This is a genomic window from Clostridium ljungdahlii, from assembly GCF_001636845.1.
GTDB classification, from domain to species: Bacteria; Bacillota; Clostridia; order Clostridiales; family Clostridiaceae; genus Clostridium_B; species Clostridium_B ljungdahlii_A.
In genome coordinates, this window is record NZ_LITT01000005.1 from 25,022 (window position 1) to 40,703 (window position 15,682).

The 15,682-nt window shown below is 30.4% G+C and carries 15 protein-coding genes; 5 read left to right on the forward strand and 10 right to left on the reverse strand.

All coding sequences use genetic code 11. From position 1 onward, the window contains the following. Positions 1–23: 23 nt before the first annotated feature. Positions 24–776: an ABC transporter permease gene (locus tag WY13_RS02635; RefSeq protein ID WP_063554162.1), complete on the reverse strand. Its 753-nt coding sequence runs from the start codon at positions 774–776 to the stop codon at positions 24–26. Beyond that, positions 739–1,737, reverse strand: coding sequence for an ABC transporter substrate-binding protein (locus tag WY13_RS02640; RefSeq protein WP_063554163.1), 999 nt, complete (start codon positions 1,735–1,737; stop codon positions 739–741). The genes WY13_RS02635 and WY13_RS02640 overlap by 38 nt, the downstream gene beginning before the upstream one ends. A gap of 398 nt (positions 1,738–2,135) precedes the next feature. On the opposite strand from WY13_RS02640, the gene WY13_RS02645 reads away from it, so the two are divergent. Genes WY13_RS02645 through WY13_RS02655 form a run of 3 tightly spaced genes read left to right on the forward strand, consistent with a single transcriptional unit; the run spans position 2,136 to position 5,449 of the window. Then, positions 2,136–3,197 (forward strand): sugar phosphate nucleotidyltransferase, encoded by a 1,062-nt coding sequence (locus WY13_RS02645; RefSeq protein WP_063554164.1) that lies wholly within the window; start codon positions 2,136–2,138, stop codon positions 3,195–3,197. Between the two features lie 20 nt (positions 3,198–3,217). Further along, positions 3,218–4,378, forward strand: coding sequence for a glycosyltransferase family 4 protein (locus WY13_RS02650; RefSeq protein WP_063554165.1), 1,161 nt, complete (start codon positions 3,218–3,220; stop codon positions 4,376–4,378). Between the two features lie 3 nt (positions 4,379–4,381). Continuing rightward, on the forward strand, positions 4,382–5,449 hold the full coding sequence (locus tag WY13_RS02655; protein WP_063554166.1) for a hypothetical protein: 1,068 nt from the start codon (positions 4,382–4,384) through the stop codon (positions 5,447–5,449). 202 nt (positions 5,450–5,651) lie between these two features. Here WY13_RS02655 and WY13_RS02660 read toward each other — a convergent pair whose 3' ends face one another. The 8 genes from WY13_RS02660 to WY13_RS02695 all read right to left on the reverse strand — a co-directional run bounded on the left by WY13_RS02660 (position 5,652) and on the right by WY13_RS02695 (position 13,271). Then, positions 5,652–6,347, reverse strand: coding sequence for an SDR family oxidoreductase (locus tag WY13_RS02660; RefSeq protein ID WP_063554167.1), 696 nt, complete (start codon positions 6,345–6,347; stop codon positions 5,652–5,654). Positions 6,348–6,379: 32 nt separating this feature from the next. Further along, entirely contained in the window at positions 6,380–7,393 is a 1,014-nt protein-coding gene (locus tag WY13_RS02665) for an SPL family radical SAM protein (RefSeq protein WP_063554168.1), read from the reverse strand. Beyond that, positions 7,359–8,192 carry a hypothetical protein gene (locus WY13_RS02670; RefSeq protein ID WP_063554169.1) on the reverse strand — a complete coding sequence of 278 codons (834 nt, stop codon included), beginning with the start codon at positions 8,190–8,192 and terminating at the stop codon, positions 7,359–7,361. Before WY13_RS02670 ends, WY13_RS02665 begins: the two co-directional genes overlap by 35 nt. A 74-nt stretch (positions 8,193–8,266) precedes the next feature. Further along, positions 8,267–8,857 (reverse strand): hypothetical protein, encoded by a 591-nt coding sequence (locus tag WY13_RS02675; protein ID WP_063554170.1) that lies wholly within the window; start codon positions 8,855–8,857, stop codon positions 8,267–8,269. A 101-nt stretch (positions 8,858–8,958) separates the two neighbouring features. After that, positions 8,959–10,407, reverse strand: a complete 1,449-nt coding sequence (locus WY13_RS02680; RefSeq protein ID WP_063554171.1) for an MDR family MFS transporter — start codon at positions 10,405–10,407, stop codon at positions 8,959–8,961. Positions 10,408–10,661: 254 nt separating this feature from the next. After that, on the reverse strand, positions 10,662–11,831 hold the full coding sequence (locus WY13_RS02685; RefSeq protein WP_063554172.1) for a PDDEXK nuclease domain-containing protein: 1,170 nt from the start codon (positions 11,829–11,831) through the stop codon (positions 10,662–10,664). Positions 11,832–11,928: 97 nt separating this feature from the next. Continuing rightward, positions 11,929–12,840 (reverse strand): ribonuclease Z, encoded by a 912-nt coding sequence (locus WY13_RS02690; protein ID WP_063554173.1) that lies wholly within the window; start codon positions 12,838–12,840, stop codon positions 11,929–11,931. 209 nt (positions 12,841–13,049) lie between these two features. After that, on the reverse strand, positions 13,050–13,271 hold the full coding sequence (locus tag WY13_RS02695) for a helix-turn-helix domain-containing protein (protein WP_013239313.1): 222 nt from the start codon (positions 13,269–13,271) through the stop codon (positions 13,050–13,052). 161 nt (positions 13,272–13,432) lie between these two features. Between WY13_RS02695 and WY13_RS02700 the strand changes: the two genes are divergently transcribed. Continuing rightward, entirely contained in the window at positions 13,433–14,422 is a 990-nt protein-coding gene (locus tag WY13_RS02700; protein WP_063554174.1) for a biotin--[acetyl-CoA-carboxylase] ligase, read from the forward strand. Between the two features lie 71 nt (positions 14,423–14,493). After that, the gene (iadA, locus tag WY13_RS02705) at positions 14,494–15,660 is read left to right on the forward strand and encodes a beta-aspartyl-peptidase (RefSeq protein WP_063554175.1); all 1,167 of its coding nucleotides are present in this window, start codon (positions 14,494–14,496) and stop codon (positions 15,658–15,660) included. The last annotated feature ends 22 nt before the right edge of the window (positions 15,661–15,682 follow it).

Sequence of the window (15,682 nt, forward strand, 5' to 3'; positions counted from 1 at the left end):
CAATTTACAATTCTAGTAAACAACTACTTTTTTGCTCTACTCAAGTAATACTTAAATATTTTTTCGAAAATAAAACTTAAAATTACAATTACAATAGTCCATGCAAAGAGTTCTGATGTTTCCAGAGTTGTTTTAGCATTTAAAAGATTTAGTCCTATAGAATAATTAGGAGTACTTAATACTTCAGATGCTACTGAAACCTTCCATCCAATTCCAAGGCACATAAATATTCCTGATATAATATAATTTTTTATACTCGGTAAATATATATCTTTTATCACATACTTTTGCTTTACATTATATACATTTGCCATCTGTATTAAATATTTATCTACAGACTTTATACCTTCAATTACATTTGTATATATTATTGGAAAGCATATAAGTATAGCTGTAAAAATCACCACATTAGATGAATTAAACCACACTAAAGCTATAATAATTATAGATATAACTGGAGTAGATTTTACAGTAACTACAAGGGGTTCCATTAGTTCTTCTATAGATCTATTCATTCCTGCAATTACACCAGTTATAATTCCAATAGCTATGGATAATAAAATTCCAATAATCACTCTTAATATACTATTAAAAACACATTTCCAAAAATAATTTTTTCCCATTAGAATTATTAGGGTTTTTAATACTTCGAACGGCGAAGGCAAAAGAAGAGAATTATTCATAAAAAGGGAGCAAATCTCCCAAATCAGCATCCAAAATATCAGTATAGATAGTTTTTTAATTATTTTTGTTTCCACTGTAATAGAAATTTTCATCCGGCATTTTTCCTCCAATGGATTTTGGATTATTCTCATTTAAAACTTCATAAAATTTTTCCAGAGCCTGTTTTCCATCTTTAGCACTTATAAATACTATGTTGCTCTTTGGAATAGCCATTTCTGCTACTTTAGCCTTTGGAATTATACTTTCCTTTGCTATAAGTTCTCCTGCTTCTTGTTTATTTTTATTTACAAAATCTACTGATTCTTTATATTTGCTCAAGAAGCTGTCTAAATCTTTTTCTCTCTTGTCTATAAATGATTTTCTAAAAACTAAAGTTCCCATTACAAGCTTACTCTGTCCTTGGGAAGCCTTGTCCCATTCTTTTGTCAAATCTATAGGTATTCTTAAATTACTGTCCTTCATTTTAGTTGTAGTTACAAAAGGTTCTGGTAAAACAGCCAGATTCACCTTTTTAGATGCTATTGCTGCAGCTAGATCACTGTGATCCATCTTATAATCAATAGTCACATCTTTTCCTGGTTCCAATCCATTCTTCTTCAATATGTAATTTAGTACATACTCGGGAGTAGAACCCTTACCACTTGAGTAAATGGTCTTTCCCTTTAAGTCAGCTATACTGTTTACTGTATTTCCATTTTCCACAATGTATAAAACACCTAATGTATTTATTCCAACTAACTCAACTTGACCTTTGGTTTTATTATATAGAATTGGTGCAAGGTTAGACGGGACTGCTGCACCATCCAATTCTCCATTTACAATTTTAGACACTATTTGATCTGCAGAATCGTACACAGTAATATCATAATCATTCTTATCTTCCATAAGTTTTGCCATACCCATTCCTGTGGGACCCTTTAACGCAGCTATTTTAATTCTATCTTTTTTAGCTGAATCTGTAGTTGAAGCTGAATTATTAGAACAACCTGCTGCAAATAGGGTTGAAATTATAATCATAAATGACATTATAAATATACCTATCTTTTTTCTCATAAAATTCCTCCTATAGTCAATTAGCTTAAAACATAGACACAATTCTATTTTATTATAACATTATCTCCAGCCTTTAATTAATTTTATATTTAGAATTTTTAAAAATATAGGTTGACATAATAAGCCTTTTGGATTAAAATAAAAGTATTAACAATATATGCCATAAATTGCTATCAATTTAGTGTTTTAAAAATATCTTAAATTTCACAGTTATAAATTCATATCTTAACCCGATCTCTTACTTTAAGTTTAAGATCGGCAATAGTTATCTAAAAGCATTACCTTTAAAAAGATAATTGTTAATAACTGAAAAATATTTATTAATAAACATCTTTGTAATTATACATTAAGATGTTTATTAAATTTCAAAAATTTATTCAGCATAAGGAGGAATCAATATGAAAGCATTACTTTTAGCTGGAGGCAAGGGCACTAGACTAAGGCCTTTGACAGACAAACTTCCAAAACCCATGGTTCCAATTATGGGTAAACCGCTTATAGAAAGAACTATACTAAAGTTAAAAGAATCTGGTGTTAGTGAAATTGTTATAAGCACCTGTTATAAATCTGATTATATTGAAAATTATTTAGGTGATGGTAAAAAATATGGATTAAAGATACATTATATCTCCGAAGACTTGCCCTTAGGTACAGGAGGTGCCATAAAAAATGCCGAAAGCTTCTTTGATGACACTTTTATAATCATGAATTCAGATATAGTACATAATCTATGCTACTCTGATTTCATAAAATTTCATAGAGAAAAGAAAGCTTCTGTTTCCATAGCTATGACTGGAGTAAAAGATCCATCTCAGTATGGAGTTATAGAATTTGATGAAGACAACTATATAAAAGCTTTTAAAGAAAAACCTAAAGAAGGAGAAACCAACTCAAAATGGATAAATGCAGGAGTGTATATATTTGAGCCAGAAGTACTGAAAGAAATACCTGAAAAGGAAATTGTATCTATAGAAAAAGACACTTATCCCCTGCTTTTGAATAAAAGTTATAAAATAGCTGCCTACAAATACACCGACTACTGGATAGATATAGGCACAATCAAAAAATATATAAAAGCACACGTAGATATATTGTACAGTAACTGCAATAAACTTATGAAAACAAAAAATCTTACAAATAAGAGCAGTATAATTTTTAAAAATAAAAGTGTTAAAATTCATCCCAGTGTTAAAATAATAGGACCTGTATTTATAGGTGAAGACTGCAGCATTGAAGCAAACTCTCAGATAGGTCCTTATGTAGTTTTAGGAAATAATTGCCATATTGGTACTTCCTGCAATGTAAGCAAGAGCGTACTGTGGGATAGAATAAATGTACATGAAAATGTTAATCTGACAAATTCTGTAGTAGCTTCAGATTGCACTATAGAAAAATATTGCAATATAACTAATTCAGCCTATGTTTCAAACAATTATAATAATAATTTACTTGCAATATAAAAACTTAAGAGGTGATATCGTTGAAAAAAAATATAGTATTTTTGAGTACCTATCCGCCACGTGCCTGTGGGATAGCTACTTTTACTGCCGATCTTGTAAAAAATTTAAAAAATAAATTTTCTTCCAATTCTTATAAAATAGCTGCTGTCAATGATGAAAATTATAAATATCCAAAAGAAGTATCCTTCACCTTAAATCAATTTGACAAAAAATCCTATATCCATCTTGCCAATATGCTAAATAATTCTGATACTAATTTAGTTGTATTAGAACATGAATATGGAATATATGGTGGTGACTGTGGGGAGTATATATTAGATTTTGTAAATAATTTAAATATTCCATTTATAGCTACGTTTCATACCATACTTTCAACGCCTTCCGAGAAACAAAAACTTATACTTAAAACTCTAGGTAATAAGAGCCAGAAAGTCATTACTATGGGAAAAAACTCTATAAAAATTTTGATGAACACATATAATATTCCTGAAAACAAAATCATACTTATTCCTCATGGAGTTCCAGATATTGTTGTAGAAGATAGACTTTGTTTAAAGGAAAAACTAGGATACAAGGATAGAAGCATAGTAAGTACTTTTGGACTGCTAAGTCCTGGAAAAGGTATTGAATATGCTATAGAATCTATTTCAAAAGTAGCCAAAAAACATCCTGAAGTTCTTTATCTGGTGCTAGGTCAGACTCATCCTTGTGTAAAAAAAGAACAAGGTGAAAGTTATAGAAATAAACTTAAGGATTTAGTATCACAATTTGATATTCAGTACAATGTAAAATTTGTAAACAAATATCTTACAAAAAAAGAAATAGTACAATACCTAACTTTATCTGATATATACATGACTCCCTATTTAGGCAAAGAACAGGCTGTAAGTGGTACTTTAGCCTATGCAGCAGGCTATGGTAGAGTTATTGTCTCCACTCCTTATAGGTATGCACAAGAAATGTTAAGCAAAAATAGAGGACTTCTTGCAAAGTTTAAAGATGCAGATTCTCTGGCAAAAGCTGTGAATTTTTTATTGGATAACCCCCTTAAGAGGCGTAATATGGAGAAATCCACCATGAGGTTAGGCATGAAAATGAGATGGCCTTCTGTTGCGGCACAATATGAAAATCTATTTGCTTCTGTTATAAAAAGCAGCGAAATTGCAACTCAGGTGGTGTAATGTATGTTTACCTTTGAAGAAAAAGATTCTGTACCCCTTTTTATCATGACTGACGATACTGGAATTATACAACACAGTGTATTTTCAGTTCCGGATCCAAATTCAGGATACACTACAGATGACAATGCAAGAGCTCTCATTACAGCTGTAATGCTGTATGAAAAATTCAAAAGTGAAAAGTATATAAAATTAATTTTTACATACACTTCATTTTTGCTCTATGCTCAAAATAAAAGGGGAACCTTTAAAAATTTTATGGCCTACAATAGAAATTTCATTGAAGAGGAAGGCTCTGAAGATTGTTTTGGGAGATGCCTGTGGTCACTAGGGTATACGCTCCAATCAAAAATTATTCCATCCTCTATAAAACATGCAGTTGAAAATATGATATCAAAAGCCTTACCCAATGTAAAATCATTGTCTTACACTCACAGTAAAGCTTACTGCCTTTTGGGACTAAATTTGATTTACAGTGAACTTTTAGAAACCAGTCCTACATTTAAAATTTCAAAGAATACTGTAAAAGAAGATATAACTATGCTTTCAGATTCTCTTGTAAAGAACTTTAAATGTTACAGCAGTGATTCCTGGAAATGGTTTGAAAATAGTCTCACTTATGGTAATGGCATATTTCCCTGGTGCCTTTTAAAAAGCAGCAATACATTAAATAATAGGGAGTATCTAAATATTGCCCTAGAAGCTTTAAACTTTTTGGAGCAGCAGTGTTTTAAACAGGATTATTTTAAACCTATAGGAAATAATGGTTGGTTTAAAAGAAATGATTCTCATCCATGCGAATTTGATGAACAACCTTTAGAAACCTGCGGAACGGCCCTTATGTATATGGAAGCTTACAAATTACTTAAAGACACAAAATACTTGGATAAAGCAAAATTATGTTATGAATGGTTTTTAGGTAAGAATTCTGCAAAAAAATCACTTGTAGATAGTTTTACAAGGGGAGGCACGGATGGAATAATGGAAAATGAAATGAATTTAAATCAAGGAGCTGAAAGTATCATAGCAAAAATACTAACAGAGCTCCTTCTCTCAAAATGTATAGACTTCTAACTTATATAAGTCCTACTCTGAAAATTGAATTTATATAAGGTTTCTAGATTAAAAATCACTTAATTCATAGGCATGTTTTTACAATGATGAAGCCCATTTAGATATTTTGCTTAGACTTATCAAAATATCTAACCGGGCTGAATATTGTAAAAGCATCCGGAGAATAAGTTGATTTTTCACTTAGATGCCTGTTTATAATCTACTATTTTCTCTTTATTCTATGCTTCTGAGGTTTTAAAGTAAGTTCTGTTACTACCAAGTTAGAAGGTTCCCTAAGTACCCATTCCACCACATCTGCTACATCTTTACAACTTATATAAAAATCTTCACTGCTATCATCTTCACTGAAGTTTGCATTTCTATAGAAATTTGATTTCGTCATATCTGGATGTATTGTTATTATTTTTACACCTGTTTTTCTCACTTCACTAAAAAGACTTTCAGAAAAATGAGTTAGCCCTGCTTTTGTAGCAGAATAAGCACAGCCATAAGTACTTATTTCCTTTGCTGTAACTGATGATATATTTATTATAATTCCCTTATTTTTCTTAAGCTGCCTCATCAGTATACTACAGAGTACCATAGGTACTTCCAAATTCACTGTTATCATTTCATGTATCTTTCTAGAATTTAATTCTTCATGGGGGCCAAAGTATCCTACTCCACCATTATTCACAAGTAAAAATATTTCATCTTTGGCCTTTATTTCATCTATTCTCTGAAAAAATTTATTTGTATTTGTTATATCGCAAATTTCTCTTATAAAATTTGGGTTATCAAATTCTACCTTAGAAAAATCTCTACCAAATCCATAAACCTTATAACCCATATTGAGTAGTTTCTGAGCTATTTCAAATCCTATACCTGAAGAAGCTCCAGTCACAATTGCAGTTTTCATCCTTACACCTTCTCTACAATTTTGTATTATTTTTATTGTACAAACACTTTAGACTTTTTAACATATTTGCAAACCAGATCATATACAAAATTCACCAAAAGTTTATGGTGCTGTTCTGAATAACTGCAGGTTCCATCTGCAGTTTTAAATGGATACGCCAGTAATAGAGATTGTGGATTCATTTTCTCCATGTTCTTTAAGTAATCCTTCCCAATTCTAAATACACCAATACTCACATCCTGTATGTTTTCTTCCGGAATAACCCTAAATGTATCTTCTACACAATTCTTATAATATTTTTCCCAATTATGTACATATAACAGTGGGTCAAAACAAACTCTCACCTTCCATCCCCTATCTATAGCACTTTTAATACTATTCAACCTTAGCTTAAAATTTGGGGCACCCATTTCATATTTTCTGCAAATTTCTTCTGGTGAAAGAGTCCATGCAAGTATTACATTATCCTTTGGCACTATATCTTCTATACTTTTAAAATTGGAACTTTTAGTTCTTACCTCTATTTTTAAATTATTATGCTTTTCTGCAAACTGTATCCATTTTCTAATAAATCCTGTTATATTTTCAAAAGCCATAAGATCCGTATCATAAGATATACATAAATAAACGGAGTGCTTTTTTAGAATATACTCCACCTGTTTGAAAACATCCTCTAAATTCACAAATAGAACTATATTTGCAGAAGAATAAACTCCCTGAAGATAACAATATTCGCAATTATACAAGCAATTCATAATAGATGAAGTATAATAAAAATGTTCATTTCCAAAATTATCACATACCCTTGCACCTTCATAAATTAAGTTTCCGTCATTGCGTGCAAGTATCAGTTTAGGAGACTTTTTTTGCACCAGAAAATCTTGATTGTGTCTGCAGAATACATCTTTATAATGATTTATTTTTATAACATTGGATTTTTTAAACTTAGACAGTATCCTCTTTGTATTTTTATTTTCAGTAACCCCATTTTCCACATAAATATGAGAAAAGCTACATAAATTCAAGCTGTTGTACAAGTTTTTCAAAATACATCTTCCTCTCATATTTAGTCTTACAGTAAATCTGGGTAAAGGGCTCAAGAGCTAGGATTAAGTTATCATTTCTAACCTTATATCCTTTAGCTAACTTCTTTAGCTGATGCTGCATAGAAACAGATAAATTAAAATTGCATACTATTTCATTTATATAGTTCATGTCCTTTTCATCCAATATATCCTTAGGTTTTGCACATTCGTGTTCGATATCCTGTATCCAACTACATATTTCATCTGACTTTTCACAAATTAATTCAGTAACTTTTTCCCCAGTTACATTTGTTCCATCCAAATAGTCAGATACTATCTTCAAAGAATAAATTCTGTGGGGCGGCATAAATATAGATACCGCTTGAAAAAAAGCAGCTCCTTCCATGTCTACAATGTCCCCTCTTATTTTTTCTAAATCATTTTGATTCACTATTTTTGCAAAGCTCTCCAAACATGCTTCTTTAAAAGGATGTTTAAATATCATGTCTGGATAAAAATCCTTATCAGTAATGTTATCAATTATTTTATTACAAAGTACTGATGTGCCAATTTGAAAAGTTCTATCTTTACTTCCACAAACGCCTATATTTATAAAGGTATCATATTGATCAGCTTCAAATTTAGCTATAATATATGCACAAGCAGAAGCCACATTTATTGCCCCGGTTTTACTTACTATAAGTACAATTTCCTCATTTTTAAAAACTTGAAATTTATTTATGGAATTATCCCTTTTTAAATCCAACCTTTCTATAAATGGCTTTGCCTCACAATGTAATGCTGTTACTATAAAAACCATATTTGCCTCCCTGTTGCCATTTCATTTATAAATAATTATACTTTAAATATACACTGAAGTATATTAAATATCTATTACTTTATTCCCCTGCATAAGTACCTTCTTATTTTATAATTCCAATCCTCATAAACTTCAGCATAGTCTTCTTTTACAAATTCTAAAAATTCATCTAGTACTCCCAATTTATCTAATCCTTTCATTAAATGTCTTGGATAACTGCAGTATTTGGAATAATTATTTTTAGGGTCTATTACTTTTATGGAAGAATCTTTACATAAATATAAGTCCTTACACCTTATATCCAGTTTAGTAAACTTGAGTTTCTGAAACTCTTTAATAAGATTAATAATGTTCTTTGCAACTTTTTCATTTAACCCATTTTGTTTAATGTAGTAATCAAGCCTCTCCCCTTCTGCATAACTTCTCACAATATAATAAAGCCCATGAGAATATATTTTAGGAAAATACTTGCTCTTACTAGTTTTTTGTAATATGTTATATTCACTTCTGCAAACATATTTGCTTTTAAATATTTTAATCACTTTATTATTATCTTCTAATAAATAAACTATTCCATTATGCCCACATCCTAAAAAACTTGCCCTCCTAAGCATGTTTTCAGCTGCATTATCTAATTGAATATAATATCCATCTCTTTTCTTCATAAATATACCTTCCTATATTGTTCTTAGTATATTGTATGAAACTATATTTTGTAACATGAGTACTTAAAATCAAGTATCTTACGGTAATATAAAAAAATTTTTTACTTGATTTTAAACTCTTTTGGGAAAAGCAATCCAAATAAGAAAGAAAACAAATTTATTCCAATAACACATATAAATAAAATATGTAAACCTGAAATCAAAGATTCCTTTATCAATTGAAGTGAAACACCACTATTTAAAATAGATGAAGAATAAAGATTGCTTGGATTTATACCTTTAATTCCCACATTCTGAAAATACTTTATTATACTTAAATTAAATATAGTACCAAATATGCTCACGCCTATAGTTTGTCCTAAATTTCGAAGAAGAATATTTGATGCCGTAGCTGCTCCTCTCATATCATAATTTACAGAATCCTGCACCACTATAGTGACAATTGTAAAAGTACCTCCAAAACCAAAACCCATTATAGAGACACACAATATAACCCAAGGTAATGTTGAACCTACACTAAAAGTCAATAAAATTAAACTAGAAAGCAACAATATAATGGAACATATTAAAATTATACTTTTTTCCTTATATATAGTCAGCCATTTTGAAAGAACTATAGAAGACATAAGCCAGGTAAATGACATAGGAGCAATGCAAATGCCTGAAATAGTTGCCCCAAATCCAAGCACATTTTGAATATAAATTGGCATATATACATCAATTGCAATTAGCGAAGCTGATACTAAAAAGCCTATTATACTGACAACTATGTTGACTCTTGTAAATATTTCAAAAGGCATAATAGGCTCCTCTGACTTTTTTTCCACAAAATAAAATACAAACATAAGTGCTAAAGCTGCACCTATGCATATAACTGGAAGAACCAAGTCAGGAGAACTTTCTTTCCCGGCACTTAAAAATCCATACAAAATAAGTACTATAGAAGCAGTTAAAACCAGCGTTCCCATATAATCTATTCTTACTTTTCTCTTCTTAAAATTCTCCTTTAAATTATTTTTAAGAAGCACTATAGAAATTATTCCAAAAGGTATATTTATAAAAAATATCCAGTGCCAGGAGAGTGTGTCTATTAGAAAACCTCCTAAGAAAGGACCAAGTAGACTAGCAACTCCCCACACTGTACCTACCCATCCTTGAATCTTTGCCCTTTCAGAAGCAGCAAATAAATCTCCAACTATAGTATATGTTACTGTAAATATTGAACCTGCACCTATTCCCTGAACAGCACGAAAAGCTATAAGTGAATACATATTCATAGATATTCCACATAAAAAGCTTCCTAATAAAAATATTGATATCCCTACAATTAGGGTATTTTTTCTTCCATATAAATCTGACAATTTACCATATATAGGTGTAGTTATAGTAGAAGTAAGTAAGTACATAGAAAATATCCAACTCATTAATTCAAACCCATTTAAGCTTTTCACAATAGTTGGAATAGCCGTAGTTACAACAGTTCCTTCTACAGCACCAAGAAATGTAGCTAACATTATTGCAATTATTATATTTCTGTTTTTTGACTCCATATTAAATCACATCCTTTAGTAAGTACCGAAATTTGTCCTTAAAAAAACCTCAGGTTTATTAGGCATTTTCAAAGAAATAACTAGTCAGTATGCTAGCCTATTTTTATCATACTGCTTCAGTAGAACCCTTAGATAGGATTCACTATCTGCGGAACCTACCTCCTTGTCTGATAAAAAATATCCGTCGCATCTTTGACTTGTTATTTTCTTTCAAATGCCTTATAGTCCTGAAGTTTCATTCAATATCCCTTTTTTCAATCTTTTAATTTTATCTTAATTCCACGTCCTATTTCCTTTATAGTAGGTAATATTCCTTCAAATTGCTCTGGGATATTTTCACTTAACATATATTCTGCATTTTTAGGATCATCTACATCCTTAAAGGCATACTGTACAATTAGCTTTTCTCCATCCTTACATAAAACTATACCTATAGATGAGTTGTCCCCTTCATCTTTTACTGAGTCATCCATGGCAGAAAGATGGAAAGTTAAAATTCCAAGATATTCCGGCTTAAATTTCCCTATTTTTAATTCAACAGCTATGTAACATCTTAATTTTAAATTGTAAAAAAGTAAATCCTCATAATAATCCCCACCTGAAAGTTCCATATGATGCTTTTTCCCTACTAGAGCAAATCCAGAATTCAGTTCTAAAAAAAATTCTACTACACTCTTTATAAAATGCTTCTGAAAAACCTTTTCTTTAATTTCATCTGAAATGTCCATAAAATCCATGAGATACTCATCTTTTAGTATAGGAGAAAATTTTTTAATATCATCTTCAGATAGATCTTCTCCCTGTTCTTTTGAAATAGTATCTTTTATAAAGCAAAAACTGTCTTCAGATTTTGTTTTACTTTTTCCTTCATCCTTTTCTTCTTCAGTATCTTTTTCCTCAGAAGTAATAATACTTTTATTTTCAATATTTTCTTTTTCAGGGGATTCTGTATTAAAAAGTTCTGCATAATCTAGTTCCTGAATGCCGCACTCTTTATCTATCTCCCCTATTAAATCTTCAACGGACCAATTCTTTTCCCACATCCTATCTATGTATTCTTTTCTCTTATCAACATTTCTTATCTTATTCATGAGAATTAAGTTACACGACCAGCTTACTTTAGATGACAATTGACTTACATAATCCTGAGAATTATATTCTTCAGCAAATCTAGCCATATTTTCTAAATTCTTTTCTGTAAAGCATAGATTACCTGGGAACTTACCTTTAAGATATTCTACTGTTTCACTTATAAATTCCGATTCACAGCCTTCTTTTTCTCTCATTAAAATTAAATTTCCTATCTTCCAGTAGAGCATAAACATATACTCATTTATATTTACCAGTGCTTTATTTTTAAAAAGAATTATATCTTTCTCTAAATTCTTAAAAAATGTATCCATATCATTATGATGTTCTATCATTTAAAAAATCACCTCACAATAAAATTTTTCCCATAATTTTATTATAGGGTAAAACATATAATATTACTACCAGGTCATAGTCATTTATTTGTAATTTCTAATCTTTAAAATTTATACTTTTTACATATCTATCTTTTCCAATCACTGTTTTTTTAAATATACTTTGCGCATTTTGCAAATACAATTCTGGTTTTGGCATAGAAGGACTAAAATGAGTAAGCCACAATTCTCCCACTTCTGCCCTTTTGGCAAGAGCAGCTGCTTCTGAGAATATCATATGTTTATACTGAATGGCCTTTGAAATATTCTCATCCTCTCCATACATCCCCTCACATATAAATACATCAGATTTTTTTACAAATTGAGCTAATTCAGGAGTTGGCCTTGAATCAGTACAATAAGACACCTTTAATCCACTTCTTTTATCTCCAAGTACCATTTCAGGAGTATATGTTTTTTCTTCATATTCTATCTTTTCTCCTTTTTGAAGTTTGTTCCAGAGGATTAACGGCACTTGATTTTTTAAAGCTTTATCTCTATCAAATTTTCTATTTCTATCTACACCTATGGAATATGCAAAACAGGGCATCCCATGGTCTACAGACAATACACCTATATTAAAATCTCCTATTCTCTCAAAGTAACTTTCTTTACCACAAAGTTCAAGTAAGTTTATGTTATAGGGGAGCACAGGCGCTATTACCATAAGTCCCTCTATTACTTTTCTTAATCCCATAGGCCCAATTATCGTAATAGGCATATTCCTTCCGGAATTAGCTATGGTAAGAAGCAATCCTGGAAGACCTGCTATGTGATCTGCATGAAAGTGTGTAAATAAAATTACATCTATATTTTTTATCTTACATCCAAGTATTTTTAAGCTAACCTGAGTTCCCTCACCACAATCTATAAGTAGCTTTTTTCCATTATAAGATGCTATCATAGATGTAAGATATCTATCTGGCACAGGCATACTCCCCCCACATCCTAATAAGCATAAATCCAACATAATTTCCACCTTCTCTTCTAATTAGTATATGCCTAATGTCTATTTTTAAGCTAGAACTTAATTTAAATTTTTTATCACTTGTGAGATTAACATAAAAAATAGGATTTATCCTGAGATCATCTTCACCTTCAGTGATAAATCCTTAATTATATAAGTGTTTTAAAATAATTCATCTATTATAACTTTTATTTAAGAAGTTTTTATGGCAATCATGCACTTAATATTAAATCATCAATTTTACAGCCAAGTATTTTTGCAATCACTGCAACTTTTTCAAGGCTTGGATTTTTCTTATCTCCTCTCTCCAATTCTTCCAAATAAGATTTTGAAATTGAAGTTTGAAATCTGGTATCTTTAGCAAGATTTTGAATATCCAAAGTAGTATACCCCAAACTTACTCTTATATCACGAATTTTTTTTCCGTTTAACATAAGAAAACCCCCTATTTAATATTAACTTCTTTAAGTTGATTATATTACTTTTAAGCAAGAATTTACAGATAAATTTTATTTTTTTAATATAAACCTAACAAATATTTAATAGTATAACTGTGTTATAATACCATTAAGTATTATAATAAGGTGGTTTTTACATGAAACATTATGAAGTTCTTTACTTACTAAAAGAAAATAGAAATGACTTTGTTTCCGGTCAACTTATAAGTGAGAAATTAGGTGTAAGCCGTACTGCTATATGGAAATATATAAAAACATTAAAGGAAGAAGGTTATACTATAGACTCTTCCTCTAAAAAAGGATATAAACTTATAAGTTCCCCTGATATACTTACTTTTGAAGAAATTAAAGACTATTTGAATACAAAATATATAGGCAAAAAAATTATTCATTATGAAAGTATAGGATCTACAAATACCACAGCAAAAAAATTAGCTGAACAGGGAGAAGAAAATGGAACTATAATTATAGCCGAGGAACAAACTGCAGGACGCGGCAGGATCGGCAGAACATGGTCATCTCCTAAATATAAAAGCATATATTTTTCTATAATATTGAGGCCGAATGTAAATCCTATGGAAGTTCCAAAGATAACACAAATAATTGCTGCTGCCATAATAGAAGGATTAAAAGAATTAAAAATAGAAGCTAAAGTAAAATGGCCAAATGATATAGTAATACATGGTAAAAAAGTTTGCGGTATTTTGACAGAAATGAGTGGTGAGTTAAATAAAGTAAATTATGTAATTCCTGGAACAGGCATAAATGTAAATTTAAATAAAGAAGATTTCCAAGAAGATATTTTAAATAAAGCCACTTCTCTTAAAATAGAAACAGGATCAACTATGGATAGAAAAGTTATCTTAGGTACTATATTAAATAAATTTGAACCTCTATATGAAGAATTCGTTCAAAAAGGAACCATTGAATCCTCCATAGAAGTATGCAAAAATAATTCTGCTGCTATAGGTAAAAATATACGTATAATTCAAAATAAAAATGAAAGACAGGCAAAAGCAGTAGATCTAGCTGAGGATGGTAGATTAATCGTGCAATATGAAAATGGTTCTTTTGAAAAATTAATATCTGGAGAAATCTCTATAAGGGGTTTAGATAAATATATTTAAAATGGTTAAAACTTTTATATTTAAATCATAATAAAAATAGCGACAAAATATATTTAAGGATGTGCTAAAAAATGATTTTAATAAAAAATGTAGAGTTATTTAATCCTAAATCCATGGGGAAAAAAAGTATATTAACCTGTTTTGATAAAATAGCTTACATATCTAAAAAGATAGACTTTCCATCTAGTAATTTCCCTACAGTTGAAATAATAGATGGCAATGATTTAATTGCAATTCCCGGTTTGATTGATCTCCACATACATATAAATGGGGCCGGAGGTGAAGGAGGCTTTAATAACAGAACTCCTGAACTAAACCTTACAAATCTTACTTTGAACGGTATCACTACCTGTGTAGGACTTTTGGGAACAGATGGAATTACAAGAAACATGGGTGGACTTATAGCTAAAGCCCGGGCTCTTGAAAAGGAAGGCCTAACAACATACTGCTGGACAGGGTGTTACTCCGTGCCAACAAGGACTCTTACAGACAGTGTGAGGGGAGACATTGTACTTGTAGATAAAATAATAGGAGCTGGTGAAATAGCTGTATCCGATCACAGAGATAGTCATCCTTCTGAAGAGGATTTAATACATTTAGCTTGTGAGACAAGAATAGGTGGAATCATTTCAGGCAAATGTGGTGTACTTCACATGCATCTAGGAGATGGTAAAAAAGGTATGACTCCTCTATTTGATTTAATAGATAAATCAGACATACCTTTTGAAAACTTGCTACCTACACATGTGAATAGAAACAGTTTAGTATCCAAACAAGCTCTAGAATATTTAAAAATAGGTGGATTTATAGATATAACTACTGGAATTAAAAATGAAAAAGATACTGCTCAAAGTGCCCCTGAACTCTACAGTAAAGTTCTAAAGGAAAATATATCTCCCTATCATGTAACTATGAGCTCTGATGCAGGAGGAAGTATGCCTATATTTGACGATAAAGGCAATTTAACAAAATTAACCGTAGGACTTCCCTCTACAGATATGGAGTCAATAAGAGAGTGTATAAAAATGGGGATATCTATGGAAGAATCCATCATTCCTTTCACTTCATCTCCTGCAAAATTTCTAAAATTTGAACATAAGGGCTCTCTCCTTGAAGGTTATGATGCTGATCTAATTTTATTGGATAAAAAACTAAACATACATACCCTTATAAGTAAAGGTAGAATTATGGTTCAAAATTATAACCCAGTAGTATATGGAACCTTTGAAAAGAGTTGAAAGTTATCCATAACTTTCAACT